Annotated in this window: 11 protein-coding genes; 8 read left to right on the top strand and 3 right to left on the bottom strand. The window is 66.6% G+C overall.

The window, feature by feature from the left end; translation table 11 throughout:
- The first annotated feature begins 2 nt into the window (after window positions 1-2).
- The 5 genes from QRN67_RS16550 to QRN67_RS16530 all read left to right on the top strand — a co-directional run bounded on the left by QRN67_RS16550 (window position 3) and on the right by QRN67_RS16530 (window position 5,949).
- The gene (locus tag QRN67_RS16550; protein WP_285412701.1) at window positions 3-971 is read left to right on the top strand and encodes a ChbG/HpnK family deacetylase; all 969 of its coding nucleotides are present in this window, start codon (window positions 3-5) and stop codon (window positions 969-971) included.
- 921 nt (window positions 972-1,892) lie between these two features.
- Entirely contained in the window at window positions 1,893-2,588 is a 696-nt protein-coding gene (locus QRN67_RS16545; protein WP_106938500.1) for a response regulator, read from the top strand.
- Entirely contained in the window at window positions 2,585-3,778 is a 1,194-nt protein-coding gene (locus QRN67_RS16540; RefSeq protein WP_285412700.1) for an ATP-binding protein, read from the top strand. Before QRN67_RS16545 ends, QRN67_RS16540 begins: the two co-directional genes overlap by 4 nt.
- Window positions 3,779-4,149: 371 nt before the next feature.
- Window positions 4,150-4,347: a hypothetical protein gene (locus QRN67_RS16535; protein WP_285412699.1), complete on the top strand. Its 198-nt coding sequence runs from the start codon at window positions 4,150-4,152 to the stop codon at window positions 4,345-4,347.
- Window positions 4,348-4,572: 225 nt separating this feature from the next.
- Window positions 4,573-5,949, top strand: a complete 1,377-nt coding sequence (locus tag QRN67_RS16530) for an aspartate aminotransferase family protein (protein WP_285412698.1) — start codon at window positions 4,573-4,575, stop codon at window positions 5,947-5,949.
- Window positions 5,950-5,983: 34 nt separating this feature from the next.
- Here the strand turns inward: QRN67_RS16530 and QRN67_RS16525 are convergent, their stop codons facing one another.
- Entirely contained in the window at window positions 5,984-6,724 is a 741-nt protein-coding gene (locus QRN67_RS16525) for an IclR family transcriptional regulator (protein WP_106937971.1), read from the bottom strand.
- A 164-nt stretch (window positions 6,725-6,888) separates the two neighbouring features.
- On the opposite strand from QRN67_RS16525, the gene QRN67_RS16520 reads away from it, so the two are divergent.
- Complete coding sequence (locus QRN67_RS16520) at window positions 6,889-7,437, top strand: GNAT family N-acetyltransferase (protein ID WP_285412695.1); 549 nt, start codon at window positions 6,889-6,891, stop codon at window positions 7,435-7,437.
- A 16-nt stretch (window positions 7,438-7,453) separates the two neighbouring features.
- Here QRN67_RS16520 and QRN67_RS16515 read toward each other — a convergent pair whose 3' ends face one another.
- The gene (locus tag QRN67_RS16515) at window positions 7,454-8,926 is read right to left on the bottom strand and encodes an APC family permease (RefSeq protein WP_285412694.1); all 1,473 of its coding nucleotides are present in this window, start codon (window positions 8,924-8,926) and stop codon (window positions 7,454-7,456) included.
- Window positions 8,927-9,076: 150 nt separating this feature from the next.
- The gene (locus tag QRN67_RS16510; RefSeq protein ID WP_285412692.1) at window positions 9,077-10,036 is read right to left on the bottom strand and encodes a helix-turn-helix domain-containing protein; all 960 of its coding nucleotides are present in this window, start codon (window positions 10,034-10,036) and stop codon (window positions 9,077-9,079) included.
- A gap of 362 nt (window positions 10,037-10,398) precedes the next feature.
- Between QRN67_RS16510 and QRN67_RS16505 the strand changes: the two genes are divergently transcribed.
- Window positions 10,399-11,853, top strand: coding sequence for an aldehyde dehydrogenase family protein (locus tag QRN67_RS16505; protein ID WP_285412691.1), 1,455 nt, complete (start codon window positions 10,399-10,401; stop codon window positions 11,851-11,853).
- A 43-nt stretch (window positions 11,854-11,896) separates the two neighbouring features.
- Complete coding sequence (locus tag QRN67_RS16500; protein WP_285412689.1) at window positions 11,897-12,526, top strand: cytochrome b; 630 nt, start codon at window positions 11,897-11,899, stop codon at window positions 12,524-12,526.
- Window positions 12,527-12,664 lie beyond the last annotated feature (138 nt).

Genomic DNA, 12,664 nt, shown 5'->3' with positions numbered 1-12,664 from the left:
AGATGAACAGGCAATCCACATGCTTCGCTGCGCAAGTTCGCAACATCCCGGCCGGCGCCGCCAACCCGACAGTCACATCCAGGCCATGTGCCCAGCAGGTCCAGGTCTTCACCAATGGGCTGCCCTCATGCCCGGAACGCACCATCGCAGTTTGCGTGGACGATTTCGGCCTGAATACCGGTGTCAACGCAGCCGCACTGCACCTGTCGGAGATGCGCCGCGTGAGTGCGCTGAGCGCGATGACCCAGGCGCCGGCGTGGGAAGACGGCGCAGCGCGGGCACGACGCCTGGACAACCGACGGATCGACGTCGGCCTGCATTTCAACCTCACGCAGTCGTTCCGCGGAGCGCCCGCGTTGGGATCTGTGCAGACCTTGATCGCGGCCACGCATCTTCGGCTGCTGCCAAAGCGCCATGTGCGCGAAGCCCTGTTGCGCCAGCTCGACGCATTCGAGGAAGAGATGTTCCGGGCCCCCGCCCATGTGGACAGCCACGAACATGTGCATCACCTGCCGGTGATACGGGATGTCGTGCTCGATGTGCTGCTCAGGCGATACGGCAGCGCGATGCCTTGGGTGCGCGTGAGCGCCGCGCCGGCTACCTCGCTGGCCGGATCTTTTCGAAGCGCCGATGGACGCAAGGCATGGTTCATAGATCGGCTGGTGGGCGCGGAGCATTTCCGCCGTCGTGCCCGCTCGCTGGGATTCGGCGCGAATCGCCGTTTGCTGGGCGCGTACGGTTTCGATGCCACTGAAACCGGGTATGGCTCCTTGTTGCGGCGATGGCTGAGGCAGGCTCGCAGCGGAGATCTGCTGATGTGCCACCCTGGGAGTTCGGCGGCGGGCGACGTCATCAGTCGTGGGCGCTGCGTCGAGTTCGCTGTGTGGTCCGACCCTCATCTTCCCCTCCTTCTGCGAGAACTGGGCATCCGCATCGCGCCCATGTCGGTTCTGCGGGCGGCGACGGCGTGAAGATCGTGGATCGACGCACAGTCTTTGGCGGGAGCTTCATCTGCTCGCTGGAGGCAGATTTCGGCGGCTTCGAGCTGGATGTACTGCCGGCGCCGTCGCACGCGTGCGCAGCAGCTCACGGACCGAACCAGTAGAACAACCACACAGCCACCGCAGCGAGCACCACCACCAGGAGCAACTTGTCGGCCCTGGCAGACACCCATGCCGAGATGGTCGAGCTATGCGTTCTGCGCGCGTCTGCGGAGTCCGGCGTGGAGAACACTTTGCGCCGCCTGGGAAACCGGAGCCGGCGCATCGGCCACATTGCAAATTCGGTTGTCCGCCTTTCAACAGCCGGGTGCCGGCGCAAGGCACGAGAACGCGACGGCTCGAACTGAAAACCCATGACTTGCCCTTGATGACGACACAAGCCGATGCTGTCGTGGCGCGATGGACTTGCGATCGAGTGTTCATGTGGTTTCTTTCAAGAGGCTGTCCTTGCACGGATTCGGATGTGATTCGCTTCGGCCGAGCCTGCGCAGTTGCGGCGAGGGCGGGTCTTGATCAGATCTTGACAAATGGTGGTTCGACGGTTGACAGACGCAGCTGACAATCGACTGCATCCCTGTTCGCTGTGCACGGTGCTTGCGTTGCCGTCCCACTCATGCGCGTTTCGGTCTCATCGATCTGGCGCCTGGCTTCATGGGCCACCCCATACCTCTTTGCAACCTGGCCGAGCCACCGATGTCTCTTCTGGAGCAGCCAGGACGCAGGAGGTCGCGCCCCCGCGTCACTGTGCGCTCAGGAGCGCGTCGGATAATGTCGGGGTTGCTCGCGAAGGTGCTGCCCCGCATGCTCCCCGTGGAAAGATTCCGCTCTTGCGCATCTGCAACCCCATCGCAAATCAATGTGATGCCCCCTTCAGAAAGAAGCATGATTTCCATGGCTAACGAGCGCATCCTGATTGTCGAAGACGATTCCCAGATCGCCGAGGTGCTGGCTGCCTATCTGCAGCGAGACGGCTACCTCACGTCCATTTGCAGCGATGGCGGCGAAGCCATGCAGATGTTCCGGCAATGGCAGCCGGACCTCGTGCTCCTCGACTACATGCTCCCGCGGGTCAATGGGAACGAGATCCTCGGCGCCATTCGCAGGACCGGCGATGTACCCGTCATCATGGTCACGGCCGTGGACGGAGAAGTGGAGAAGCTGGGCGCGCTTCGCTACGGTGCGGACGACTATGTCGTGAAGCCCTTCAACCCCAAGGAGGTGGTCGCGCGCGTGCAGGTCATCCTGAAGCGCGTCCGGAACAGCTCTCAACAGAGCGCCCAGTCTCACCTCGCGTGGGGTCCGCTGCAGCTCGATCTCGACGCCGTGATGGCACGTGTCGCGGACAAGCCCGAGGCTCTCGACCTGACCATCACCGAGTTCAAGCTCCTAGCGACCTTGATGCGCAATCCGCGCAAGGCCTTCAGCCGCCTTGAATTGCTGGAGGCATGCCTGCCCGAGAGCGATGCGCTCGAGCGGGTGGTCGACACGCATGTGCACAACCTGCGGCGAAAGCTGGAAGAACAAGGCGTCCAAGGCACCCCGACGGCTGTGCGGGGCGTCGGCTATCGCCTTGGCGATTCCAGATGAAGCCATCGCGCCGTTCGCTGTGGGCGTGGCTCACGTGGCGGATGATCGCGCTGGCGATTGCCGCGGCGGCGGCCGTGCAGGCGGGCATGTGGGTTCGCTACGGCTACTGGGAATCGAAGAACGAGGCCCAGCTGCCGCCCGGCGTCGCCGAGGAGATCAGGCACCTCGAGAGCGCGCCCAAGAGCGAGGAGGCCTCGAAGCGCCTGGTCGAGCTCTATACCCAGTACGGCGACCGCTTCGCAATGCCGTCGGATTCGGACGACTTGCTCATCCAGATGCTGCTGAGCCTTTCCATCACACCCTTCGTGGCGGGGTTCGGATTGCTCCTGGCGCGCCGCATCGTCGAGCCCGTCTCGGACGTCGCGACGGCGGCGGAATCGGTTTCGATGGGGCGTTTCTCCGCCCGCGCACCGGTGCTCGACTCCGCACCGGCCGAACTCCAGCGACTGGCCAATCACTTCAACGCGATGGCCGAGCGTCTGGAGGCCTACGATCGCGAATTGCAGGACTCCAGCGCCGCGATCGCCCACGAGCTTCGCACGCCGCTCACTGCCGCAATGGGGCGGCTGCAGGGCATCGTCGACGAGGTCTTCCCGCTCGATGAGAAGCAAATCCGGACCGTGCTCGATCAACTGGGACAGATCAACCGCATCATCGGCGACCTCCAGGTTCTGTCATTGGCTCAGGGTGGCCGCCTGCAGCTGGAAATGACGGAGTTCAACCTGCACGGATTCGTCGATGAGCGCCTCTCATGGGCGCTGCCCTCCCTTCAGAAACGCGGCATGACGGCGGCCAACCATGTGGACACCAAGGAGACCGCGCGCGCCGACAGGGGAAGGCTGGGCCAGGTCCTTTCGGCGCTGATCGACAACGCGGTGCGCTATGCGAGCGATGGCGGCCTGGTGGACATCGACTGCCGCGCAGATGCCTCCACCCTCGAACTGATCGTGCGGGATCGAGGCAAGAGCGCTTCGGTGGACGACGTTTCGCGCTTCTTCGAACGCTTCTGGCGCAGCGAACGATCACGCTCCCGCTACGCCGGCGGTACCGGCTTGGGACTTTCCGTCGTGCAGGCGATCTGCAAGGCCCATGGCGGTGAGGCCAAAGCTGCTGTGCGGCCTGGAGGCGGGCTGGAGATCCGGATCAGCCTGCCCCGCGATCAAGGGCTTCGCAGAGCGATCGGCTGTTAAGCGTTTCTTCCCTGGAAGGAGGAGCGCGGGATTCGCCTGCCTGGCGCGCCACGTCGCGCTTGGGGCCTCCTGAAAGAAATCCGCTTGACCAATCCTTGATGCCGTGCGCACCGATCTTCAATGAAGCATCGGCACCATTGCGCATCACTCATTTCCAGTGCCCCGAGAGCCGCATGTCGTCGCTGTTGCCGCAAGCGCAGGGCAGGCCATTCCATCACACATCAAGAACTTCAATGCAAGGAGCTTTCATGAAGAGCCCTCTACACAAAAAACTATGTCCATTCGCACTGGCTGCGCTCTTGCTGCTGGCAGCGGGGTGCGCGACCGCCGGCGTGAGCTGGTCCATCGGCATCAGTTCTCCGAATATGGTCGTGGTGCCTCGACCGCCGGCGGTGGTCTACGAAGCCGCGCCGAGCTATGTGATACCGGCGCCCGCGTATGCGGCCCCACCGCAGGTCGTTGTTGCTCCGCCGGCGGTCTATCAGCCGCCGTCCGTCGCCCTGCACATCGACCGTGACTCTGACCCCTACTACCACCACAGGCACGACGACGACTGCGACGACGACTAACGCTCGCCGATGCGCGACGCGGCGTGAGGTGCCGTGCGAAACGCGCCTACCCTGAAGTCATTGTCTAACCACGGGTCGTCGCTCGCGCCGCGTTTCGGTCCACCGCCAGGGCAGCGGACTTGCCGATTCGGGCTAACGGACTGCGGTGATCAATGGAACCATGACTGCGGCTGGCGTGCTGAACGCGCCTGCACTCAAGCACCCAGAGACTCACCGAGGTATGTTGTGAACGACATCGAATCCCTTCTCGAAAACCTGCATTTCCCCGACGCACCCAAGATGGCCGCGGGCCCCTATCCCGGACCGCGCGCGGCCGAAGCCCTGGCGCTGTCGGCTCGCACCGAATCGATGGCGCGCGGCGGCGGCCGCATGCCGGTCGTCATGGACCGCGCCTTCGGCGCCACCTTCAAGGACCCGGACGGCAGCACCTTCATCGACCTGTCGGCCGGCGTCGGCGTGAGCAGTGTGGGCCGCTGCCATCCGAAGGTGCAGAAAGCGATCGTCGAGCAGTCGCAGCAGCTCATGCATGCGATGGAGGTCAACAGCACCCGCCGCACCGAGCTGGCCGCGCGCCTGTCGGCCCTGATGCCCGAAGGCCTGCGCAACGACTGCATCACCTTTTTCGCGCAGAGCGGAAGCGATGCGCTCGAAGCGGCTGTGAAGTTCGCGCGGCGCGTGACGGGCCGCCACCAGATCATCGCATTCCACGGCGGCTATCACGGCGTGTGGCATGCGTCGAACGCACTGACCACGGGCACGGCCTACCGCAAGGGCTACGGACCGTTCATGGCCGGCGTGATCCATGCGCCCTACCCGTACGCCTATCGCTTCCCGTTCGACACCACCCACAAATCGGCCGAGCAGATCGCCGGCGAATACGTCGACTACCTGCTGAACACGCCCTACACGGCCGCCGACGACGTGGCCGCCGTGATCGTGGAGCCGGTGCAGGGCGAAGGCGGGTACGTCCCGCCTTCACCCGAGTTCCTGCAGTTGCTGCGCAAGGCCTGCGACCGCAGCGGCACGCTGCTGATCGTGGACGAGGTGCAGTGCGGTGCCGGCCGCACGGGCCGCATGTGGGCGGTGGAGCACACGGGTGTCAAACCCGACATGCTGACCTTCGGCAAGGGCATCGGCGGTGACGTGCCCATGGCCGGCATCGCCATGCGCAGCGAGCTGGCCGCGCGCATTCCCGATGGCTCGGTCCCCAACACCTTCGCTGCGAACTCGCTGTCTGCTGCGGTGGCCCTCGCCAACCTCGAGATCCTGCACGACCCCGCGCTGGGGCTGATGCCGCGCGCGGAACTGCTGGGCCAGGAAGTCCAGGAACGGGTGCGCGGCTTCCAGAGCCCCTATGTGGGCGAGGTGCGCGGCAAGGGCTTGATGATCGGCATCGAGCTCGTCGAGGACAAGGCCACCAAGGAGCCGCTGGCGCCGCAGAAGGTCGGCCAGATCATGGAATACGTGCTCGGCCACGGCGTGCTGATGGTGCCCTGTGGTCGCTATGGCAACGTGATGCGCGTGATGCCGTCGCTGACCATCTCGAAGCGGCTGCTGCACCGCGCGCTGGATGTCTTCGGCGAGGCGCTGGCCTCGCTCTGAACCGGCCGTGACGCGCGCGGCACGGCCGCCTCGCCTACTGCTGGGCGATGCGGGCCGTGAGCTCCGACGCGGCGGTGGTGATCAGCGTGCACAGGTAGCTTTCCTGGAAGGCCCGGAAGCGCTCGTTGCGTCCCACCAGCGTCATGCTGCCGAGCACGCGCTGCTTCTCGTCGAAGATCGGCGCGGCGACGCCCGTGCGGCCTGGGTGAAGCTCGCTTTCGCTGATGCAGTAGCCCTGCTTGCGGATCGCCAGCAGGCCCTTGGAGAAGGACTTCCACTCCAGCCCCTGCTGCTGCCCCTCGGGCGTGCTGGCATGGGCATCGAAGACACGGCGGATCTGCCGCGGCAGCAGGTAGGCCAGCACCACGCGCGAGGTCGCGCTGTGGAACAGGTCGATGGGGCGGCCGCGGCCTCCGCCCACAGGCCCGGGGTCGGGGCCGCGGCGGATCAGCACGTTGACCACCGAGTCGCCGTACCACTCGCTGATCACGGCATCCAGGCCCGTCTCGGCCACCAGCTTCTCGACCAGGTCGCGGCTGCGCACCAGGACCGGGTCGTAGTCGGTCATCTGGTGCTCCAGCGCGATGATGCGCGGCCCCAGCGCATAGCCGCGTGGCAGGCGCACCAGGAGGCCGGCATCGCCGAGCTCGCGCAGGTAGCGGTAGGCGCTGGCGGGCGTGTAGCCGAGCTGGTTGCAGATGATCTCGACGTCGATGACCGGCTGGTCGGGCCGAAAGAGATCGAGGACATCGAGCATGCGGCGAAGGCTGTTCATCGTCTGGGAAGGCTGCGGTCGTGAAACAAGAAATCGTACGGGCGCGCAAGCGCGCGGTGCCCTTTATTGTCGGGCACCATCCGCGGACCTGATCGGGAGCCGCGGCGGTCCCGGATCCACGAGATACAGAAACAGATACGCACAACACGAAGCAAGCAAAGACCATGGCCCTCGAGCAACCCATCCACACCCCGCGGCTCGTCCTCCGGCGCTTTTGCGAGCAGGACGCCACGGACCTGTTCGACTACCTGCATGCCCCGACCGCGAGCTGCTTCCTGTCGCTTGCACTCGCGAACGTCGAAGACGCTCGGGCCGAGGCTCGACGACGCAACACCAACGGCGAGCATGTGGCCGTGTGCCTCCAGGAATCGGGACAGCTCATCGGTGACTTGTTCGCCATGCAGGAGGACGACACCTTCTCGGTCGGCTGGAACTTCAACCCGCGTTTCGGCGGCACGGGCTACGCCCACGAGGCCGCCGCGGCGCTATTCGCCCATCTCTTCACCGCCCGGGCCGCGCGCCGGCTCTATGCCTATGTGGAAGACCACAACGGCGCCTCCCGGCGACTGTGCGAGAAGCTGGGCATGCGCGCCGAAGGGCTGTTCCTGGAGTTCATCTCGTTCAGGAACGACGCCCAGGGCAAGCCCGTCTACGAGAACACCATGCAGTACGCGATCCTTCGCAAGGAATGGCTACACGCTTCATCGGCTTGAAAGGGACGCACCGGGCTCAGCCGCGGTCCTTGCCGAGTGCGGCAAAGCGCGGCGGATCGCGTTTCGCCAGCCGCGATGCGGCCAGCCATCCGGCGGCCGCGGCGAGAGGCACGGTGACCACCAGGCCCCCCGAGATACCCCGGCTCGCACCGGTGAGCACATGGAAGTTGCCCACCGCCAGCACCAGCACGACCAGCAAGCCCGCGCAAGCCAGCAGCGGCAGCACGCGGATCCGCATCTGGCCATAGCCGTGCGACTCTGCCCTGAAGAAACGCACCACCGCCACGGCCGTAGCGATCATCAGCACCAGCAGGCACAGCGTGGCCAGGTTGCTGAGCCAGGCAAACTGGGTGAGCACCGGGTCGGCGCCCAGCAGCGCGAACAGCCCGACCGCCACGGCGCTGAGCGCCGTCTGCAGCAACGAGGCCACGTGCGGGCTGCGGTGGCGTGCATGCGTCCAGCCCAGGCGAGCGGGCATCAGGCCCTCGCGGCCCATGGCATAGAAATAGCGCGCGCTGGAGTTGTGGAAGGCGATCAGCCCCGCATAGATGCTGGCGATGAACATCAGGCGCAGCAGCACCGTCAGGCCATGGCCCGCATAGGTGTCCGACAGCAGGTACAGCAGGTTGGTCGGATCGGCCAGTGCCGTGATGGTGGCCACCACCTGGTCGCTGCCCGCGCCGAGCACCAGGCACCACAGCGAGAAGGAATAGAAGCCCCCCACCAGCAGCAGCGCCGCATAGGTGGCGATGGGAATGCTGCGCTTCGGGTCCTTGGCTTCCTCGCTGTAGATGGTGGTCGCCTCGAAACCAATGAAGGCCGCGAAGCAGAACAGCAGGCCGATGAAGGGGTTGCCGCTGGTGAAGGCCTCCGGCGAGAAGGAGTGCGCGTCGATGCCATGCGCACCGCCCCTGGACAGGATCAGCACGTCCAGGGCCAGCACCGCCAGGTACTCGGCCACCACGAAGACCGCGAGCACCCGCGCCGAGAAGTCGATCTGCCGGTAGCCGAAGACCGCCACGCTGGCCATCGCGGCGAAGGCGCAGGCCCACCACGGCACAGCCAGGCCGAACTGCGTCTGAAGCGTCTCGGACGCCACCGCGCCGAGCAGGCCGTAGAGCCCGAACTGCAGCGTCACGTAGCCGAACACCGCCACCATGGCGGCCGCCCCGCCCGCCCTGCCGCCCAGGCCGCGTGCCACCATCGCATAGAAGCCCCCGGCACTGGTCACGCAGGTGGCCATGGCGGTGTAGCCGGTCGCGAATATCAGCAGCAGCCCGAGTGCCACCAGCACCAGCACCGGCGTGCCGGCGCCGTTGCCCAGCATCATCCCGATCGGGAAGCCGCCCGCGACCACGCTCAGCGGACTCGCGGCCGAGATGACCAGCAGCGTGATGAAGCCGGCACTCAGCGTGCCGCGGCGAAGGCTGGTGGCGTGGGGGTGGCGCGTTTCCTGGGCAGGTGTCATCGCGGGAGTCAGCGTTTCCATGGTGCGTCGCAATGCATGCCGCGCGCAAACGCGTGCAGCGTGGGGAGGGAAGGCCATGCACCGCAGTGCCGGCCGCCGAGTGAGGCAGTCTAGGAAGGCATGCCCGGGCAGCGGTAGCCCGGATCGGCAATCCGGAAATGCGCGCGCGCTTCAGGCGTCATGCCACCTGGCCGCCCGCGGCGTCTGCGACGGCAGTTCGCCGAAAAGCTCCTGGTACTCCGCCGCGAAATGGCTCAGGTGGAAGAACCCCCACTGCCCCGCCGCGTCGCCCACGGTCAGGTCGCCGGCGCGGCTGCCCCTCAGGGCACGCCGCACACCGTTCAGGCGCACCGAGCGCAGGTAGCTCAGCGGTGTCGTATCCGCCACCGTGCGAAAGCTGTTCTGCACCGTGCGCCGGCTGACCTGGAGACGCTCGCACAACTCCATCACGCTCGGTGCGCTCATGGTTTCGGCCATGGCCATGCGGTGGCACTTCTCGACGATGAAATCCTGGGTGGAACTGCCGCTGCGCTGATGCCGGTCGCAGGCCGGGTCGATCACCAGTTGCACGAGCTCGCCCAGCAGCGCCTGTTCCAGTTCGTCCTGCCGCGCGGGGGTGCCGCTGAGTTCGTCGTTGACCAGCGCTTCGGAGAACATCGCCATCAGGCGCTGGCGGCATTCGGCGAAGCGCTGCGCCGGCACCTTGATGACGGGCTGGCGCAGCAGCCGGGCGATCTCTTCGGCAAAGGGGATTTCCAGGAGCGCAGCGTCGAAGAAGGCACGCTCGAAGGTGATGGACAGCAGGTCCATGCCCGTGGGCATGTGGAACATGAACTCCTCGCCGCCGCGCAGAAAAAAAAGGCTGTTGTCGTCCGCGTCGCGTCCCTGCATGCGGGCGGTGCCCGGAATGGCGATCGGGACCGCGAAGCACACGCGCTGGCCGGGCGCCTCGCCTTGCTGGACCACGCGCTGGTTGATGCGTTCGCGAAAGACGTGACAGCGGTCGCTGGACAGCTGCTGCAGCGAACTCTCGAGCGCACCGGCCGTCAGCTGGCTGTAGAGCTGGCTCCAATGGGCCACCGATGCGGCATGGGCATGGACGTCCTGGAAATGGCGGATGCTTCGGATCATGGCATGGAATCCTTGCTCAGAAGAAGCTCGGTTGCGCTCTAGATAAATGCAAATTTATCGAATAGAAGAAATTCTGCATATATTGGGCTCGGTGTCAGACAGAGGAAACCCGATGGCGGAAACGCGAACGGGGAATTGCTATCTCAAGCGGCGGCAGTCCTGTGGCGGCTAACCCTCTGAGCTGCTCGATTTCGACAAAGCAATAAACGTGCAAGACCGAGGTCGATCCCTCGCACCGTGGCGGTGCGCCGTGCATGGCAGCCGTGGCGCCCTCGCCAGCGTGCATGCGCGTTGCTGATTTGGGCTAACGCAGCGCGGTGCCCTCCCCGGACACTGCGGCCGCTCGAACATCCGCAGACACCATGACCCAGAACCTCAAGCATTTCATCGAAGGCGCCCACGCCGAAGCCTCCGACGGCGCGCGCATGCGGCTCGTCAGCCCCGTGGACGAACAGGAATACGGCAGCGCCGCCCGCGGCACCGCCGAAGACGTCGACCGCGCCGTGGCCGCGGCCCATGCCCAGCTCGAGGGCGGCGCCTGGAGCCGGCTGCACGCCGGCCAGCGCGCCCAGCTGCTGCTTGGCCTCGCCGACCTGGTCGAGCGCGACACGGCCCTGCTGGCCGACATGGACGCCAACGCCATCGGCCGCTCGCCGATGGAGCCGCGCATGATGGACGTGCCCAACGCCGTCGCCAACCTGCGCGCGGCCGCAGGCTGGACCCAGCAGCTCGAAGGCCGCACGGTGCCCACCGGGGGCTACATGGGCACGCCCACGCTGTCGTACACGCTGCGCGAGCCCGTGGGCGTGGTCGCGGCCATCGTGCCGTGGAACTCGCCGCTGATGATCACCGTGTGGAAGCTCGCCGCCCTGCTGGCCGCCGGGTGCACCGTGGTGGTCAAGCCCGCCGAGGAAACGCCCCAGTCCGCGCTGCACCTGGCGCGGCTGGCGCAGGAAGCAGGCTTTCCCGACGGCGTCATCAACGTGGTGACCGGCTTCGGCGACGTGGTGGGCCGCGCGCTGTGCGAGCACCCGCTGGTCGCCAAGATCAGCTTCACCGGCAGCCCCGAGGCAGGCCGCGCCATACAGCGCATTGCCGCACCGCTGTTCAAGCGCGTGACACTGGAGCTCGGTGGCAAGAGCCCGCAGATCGTGTTCGACGATGCCTCGTTCGACGACGCGCTGCGTGGCTGCGCCTTGGGCCTGTTCGTCAACCAGGGGCAGGTGTGCGCTGCCGGCTCGCGCATCCTGGTGCAGCGCAGCCTTGCCGAGCCGTTCGCGCAGGCGCTGGCGCAGGCGGCCCGGGCGGTCACTGTCGGCGACCCGCGCCAGGCCGGCGTGCAGATGGGGCCGGTGGCCAAGAAGGCGCAGTTCGAACGCGTCAACCGCTACATCCAGCTCGGCCTGGACGAAGGCGCGGTGCTGCTGGCAGGCGGCGTCTCCCGGCCCGAGAAGGGCTGGTTCGTGCAGCCCACCATCTTCGCCGAGGCCACCAACCAGATGACCATCGCCCGCGAAGAGATCTTCGGCCCGGTGGGCACCGTGATCCCCTTCGAGAACGAGGAGGAGGCCGTCGCACTGGCCAACGATTCGTCCTACGGACTGGCGGCCACGGTGTGGACCACGCAGCTCGCGCGGGCGCACCGCGTGGCCGCGCGCGTCAAGGCCGGGGCCGTGGGCGTGAACTGCTGGAGCCCGCTGGACGCCAACCTGCCATGGGGCGGCCTCAAGACCAGCGGCATCGGCCGCGAAGGCGGCCTGCCCGGCGCGCTGGCGTACACCGAGGAAAAGGTCGTCACCGTCCTGCTGCCGGCCTGAGCCCCGGGCCTGCACCGCACCGCACCGCACAAGGAAATCTGAAATGGGTTGGCGCAACACGATCGACGCCTGGGGGCGGGCCTCGATGCTCTTCCACTGGGCCACGGCCGCAGCCTTCATCACGGCCTACGTGGTCGTGTACTACGTGATCTGGTTCGTCGATCCGCAGACCAGCATCAAGCCAGGGCTGTTCGGCACCACGCCCAATGTCGAGCGGGTGGTGCCGCTGCTCAACATCCATTGGGTGCTGGGCCTGTCCATCGGCTTCCTCACGCTGCCCAGGCTGGTATGGCGCATTGCCGGCGGCGTGCCGCGGCATGTCGCCGGCTCGCGCCTGGAGCGTCTGTCGGCCGACGCGGCGCATTGGGCGCTCTATGCCATCCTGATCCTGATGCCGCTGTCGGGCTACATGACGACCTACGACCCGACCGACTTCGGGCTGTTCGTGATCCCTGCCTGCCGCGACACCGCCATCGCAGCCGCGATACGCGACGCCTTCGGTCTCTCCGTGGCGCAGCTGGAAGATGCGGCCTGGGCGGTGCACAGCTTCATCGGTGCCTGGCTGGCCTGGCCGCTGCTGGTGCTGCACGTCGGGGCCGCGCTGCTGCACCACTTCGTGCGCAAGGACGCCGTGCTGCGGCGCATGCTGCCGCTGCGTCGCAGCACCGGCTGATCCACCCCCTCCGCCACACGGCCCGCACAACGCCCGGAGCGGTGCGGTCGCGTGGCCGCAAACAGATGCCGATCTCGGATAACGGCCGGCACCGCCTCCCTCCGATAGTCCAAAGACCCCACTGCCGGTTGGTAAAGC

This window comes from Variovorax sp. efr-133-TYG-130 (assembly GCF_030208835.1).
In the GTDB taxonomy this organism is placed as follows: domain Bacteria; phylum Pseudomonadota; class Gammaproteobacteria; order Burkholderiales; family Burkholderiaceae_C; genus Variovorax.
The sequence above is the reverse complement of the archived record's forward strand: the minus strand, read 5'-3'. Positions and strand labels throughout refer to the sequence as shown.